The 2343-nt window shown below is 41.8% G+C and carries 4 protein-coding genes and 2 pseudogenes; 5 read left to right on the forward strand and 1 reads right to left on the reverse strand.

Annotated elements, in window-relative coordinates:
* Nucleotides 1–4: 4 nt before the first annotated feature.
* The 5 genes and pseudogenes from UF06_RS28350 to UF06_RS10325 form a co-directional block, all read left to right on the forward strand.
* A pseudogene (locus UF06_RS28350) lies at nt 5–123 on the forward strand (DUF3265 domain-containing protein); the annotation flags it as partial.
* 30 nt (nt 124–153) lie between these two features.
* Entirely contained in the window at nt 154–687 is a 534-nt protein-coding gene (locus UF06_RS10315) for a shikimate kinase (protein WP_171816727.1), read from the forward strand.
* Nucleotides 688–846: 159 nt separating this feature from the next.
* Nucleotides 847–1209 (forward strand): VOC family protein, encoded by a 363-nt coding sequence (locus UF06_RS10320; RefSeq protein WP_045570381.1) that lies wholly within the window; start codon nt 847–849, stop codon nt 1207–1209.
* A 28-nt stretch (nt 1210–1237) separates the two neighbouring features.
* Nucleotides 1238–1339 (forward strand): DUF3265 domain-containing protein, encoded by a 102-nt coding sequence (locus UF06_RS26025; RefSeq protein WP_242402008.1) that lies wholly within the window; start codon nt 1238–1240, stop codon nt 1337–1339.
* 492 nt (nt 1340–1831) lie between these two features.
* Nucleotides 1832–2203, forward strand: a complete 372-nt coding sequence (locus UF06_RS10325) for a hypothetical protein (protein ID WP_045570382.1) — start codon at nt 1832–1834, stop codon at nt 2201–2203.
* Nucleotides 2204–2217: 14 nt separating this feature from the next.
* On the opposite strand, the pseudogene UF06_RS10330 reads toward UF06_RS10325, so the two are convergent.
* Nucleotides 2218–2343: pseudogene (locus UF06_RS10330) on the reverse strand (IS3 family transposase); the annotation flags it as partial.

The raw sequence follows: 2343 nt of genomic DNA on the forward strand, positions 1-2343 counted from the left end.
AAACATAACAAAGCGTTTAAGTGGGATTCATGCCGCGTGGCATTTTTGGTTTGCAGTGAGTTTTGTGGTGAAAATGGTCTGCGGAAGGTTGGTTTATGCTGCACTCACCCCTTAACGCGGCGTTATGTGCTAGGGAAAAAATCAGGTTTGGTGATGAAAAGAATTAATGTAATAGGTACAAGTGGTAGTGGTAAAAGTACTTTCAGTCGCCAACTTGCTAATAAGCTCAAATACCCATACTTGGAAATGGATGCGATATTTTGGAAGCCAAATTGGCAAGAGTCTACAGATAAAGAGTTCTTCGCAAATCTAACTGAGAATCTAAGTGGCGAGCAATGGGTGCTTGATGGCAACTATAACCGGACAGCCGGAATCAAATGGGCTAGGGCTGACACCATCATTTGGGTGGACTATTCCTTTCCTAGGACGCTATTCCAAGCTGTGAAACGAGCGTTAACTCGTATTGTGACTAAACAGGAACTTTGGGGTAAAGCAGGTAATGTCGAGTCATTCAAAAAGTCGTTTCTTAGCAAAGATTCGATTATTCTCTGGACGTTGAAAACGTATAAAACAAATCGTATTCGTTACAAAGAGTTACTGAATGACCCGAGGTACAGCCACATAAAGTTCGTTAGGGTAACTAGCCCTAAAAAGGCTAAGGCGTTCATTGATGGGCTGCGCACATAACAAACGCTTCAAGAGGGACAGCCAACGCGCGGCATTTTTACTATGCGTTGGTTTTTGTGGTTACGGTGTTATGCGGAAGCTTGGTAGTAGCGTTGTCTGCCCCTTAAGCGGGCGTTATGTACTTTAAGGAAAGTTGTAAGTAACTCTAAGGGATTGAGAGTGATAGATCATTTTGAAATTAAGGTCACTGCATTTGAAGAATGTCGTGAATTTTACAGGATTGCACTTGAGCCTTTGGGTATTGAGCTCAAGTGGTGTGATGAAAGTGCTGCTGGTTTTGGTCTTTTAAACGAGGCAAAAGTGCGGTTTCTAATCGAAAAGGGTGTGAGCAAATCAAAATGTCACGTTGCCTTTTTCGCATCAAGCAAACGTCAAGTTGCAGCTTTTTATGACGCTGGTTTGTCTGTTGGCGGTTTATGTAACGGTAAACCGGATTTACGAAAACACTATTCTCCAAACTACTATGCAGCATTTTTAATTGATCCCGAAGGCAACAATGTTGAAGCAGTTGTATACATTTAGCACGTACATAACAAGGCGTTAAAGAGGGATTCATGCCGCGTGGCATTTTTGGTATGCGGTGATTTTGGGTGGTGAAAGTGGTCTGCGGAAGGTTGGTTTAGGCGGCATTCACCCCTTAACGCGGCGTTAGCTTAAAACATTAAAAATCAGTTGTTTGTGTTTTTTTCTTTCTTTCCTTGGTAATTCGTTCAGGTTTACTCGGCAAATCAGCATTGTTTTCCAACGCGAGTTTTAAGCTGTTGCCTCAATTGAATTTTGGGATTGCGCGAGGTCAGTAAGCTTGGTGCAAAGTCGCTTTGGAAGTTTAGTTTTCGCTTTGATTTCTCCGAACATGTACCATGAAAAATCGTTGGTTCCACTAAAAACGACTAGCTACAAAGTTTGAGTTAATTCGGGTTTTAAAACTCAGGCAGTTTTCCGGTTTCCCAAATCAGGTTAATCTCAGGCTTGGTAAATCTAAGGTGCTGAAATTTAAGCTAACAAACTGCTTAAGCGGGATTCGCAATGCGTGGCATTTTTAGCATGCGGTGAGTTTTGTGATTAAAGCGGCGTGCGGTAGCTTTGGCAGTGCATTGCTCACCCCTTAGCAGGGCGTTAGGCATTATTAGTATAGGTAAGTAAAATGAACAGTTTCGATACGGGTATGTCTTTGCCTAGGTTTCTTCAATTCATTGACTTGGCATATTTAGTTGAGGGCACAAGGCTAACAAATGAACAGTTTGACAAAATGATGCTCGAAGCTGCTGATGATGATAGAAAACGAAACATAAATGCAACTCGACAAAATATAATGAGATCTATTTTCATCTCTTCCTTCTCTATATTGGAACAAAACCTTGATGAAATAGTTCAAATGAAAAGTAAAGCGGCCCCTGTTGACATAAAGCCAAATGATCTAAAAGACAGGGGTATACAACGTTCAATTACATATGCGACAAAAGTACTGAATATAGAAGTGGACCCCAATGGTTGGACGCATAAGCTCATTTCTTAAGTGGTTGACCCAGCTCATGCTGCGTATCTTTGCCTACCGAAGTAGGCCTCATCAGGAGTGAGGTTATTGAGTCCTTGATGGTTACGCTCTTCATTATAAAACACCATGTAGTTGCCGATTTCAAGCTCGGCTTCACGCGA

The sequence above is a fragment of the Vibrio sp. S234-5 genome (assembly GCF_000960595.1).
Lineage (GTDB): Bacteria > Pseudomonadota > Gammaproteobacteria > Enterobacterales > Vibrionaceae > Vibrio.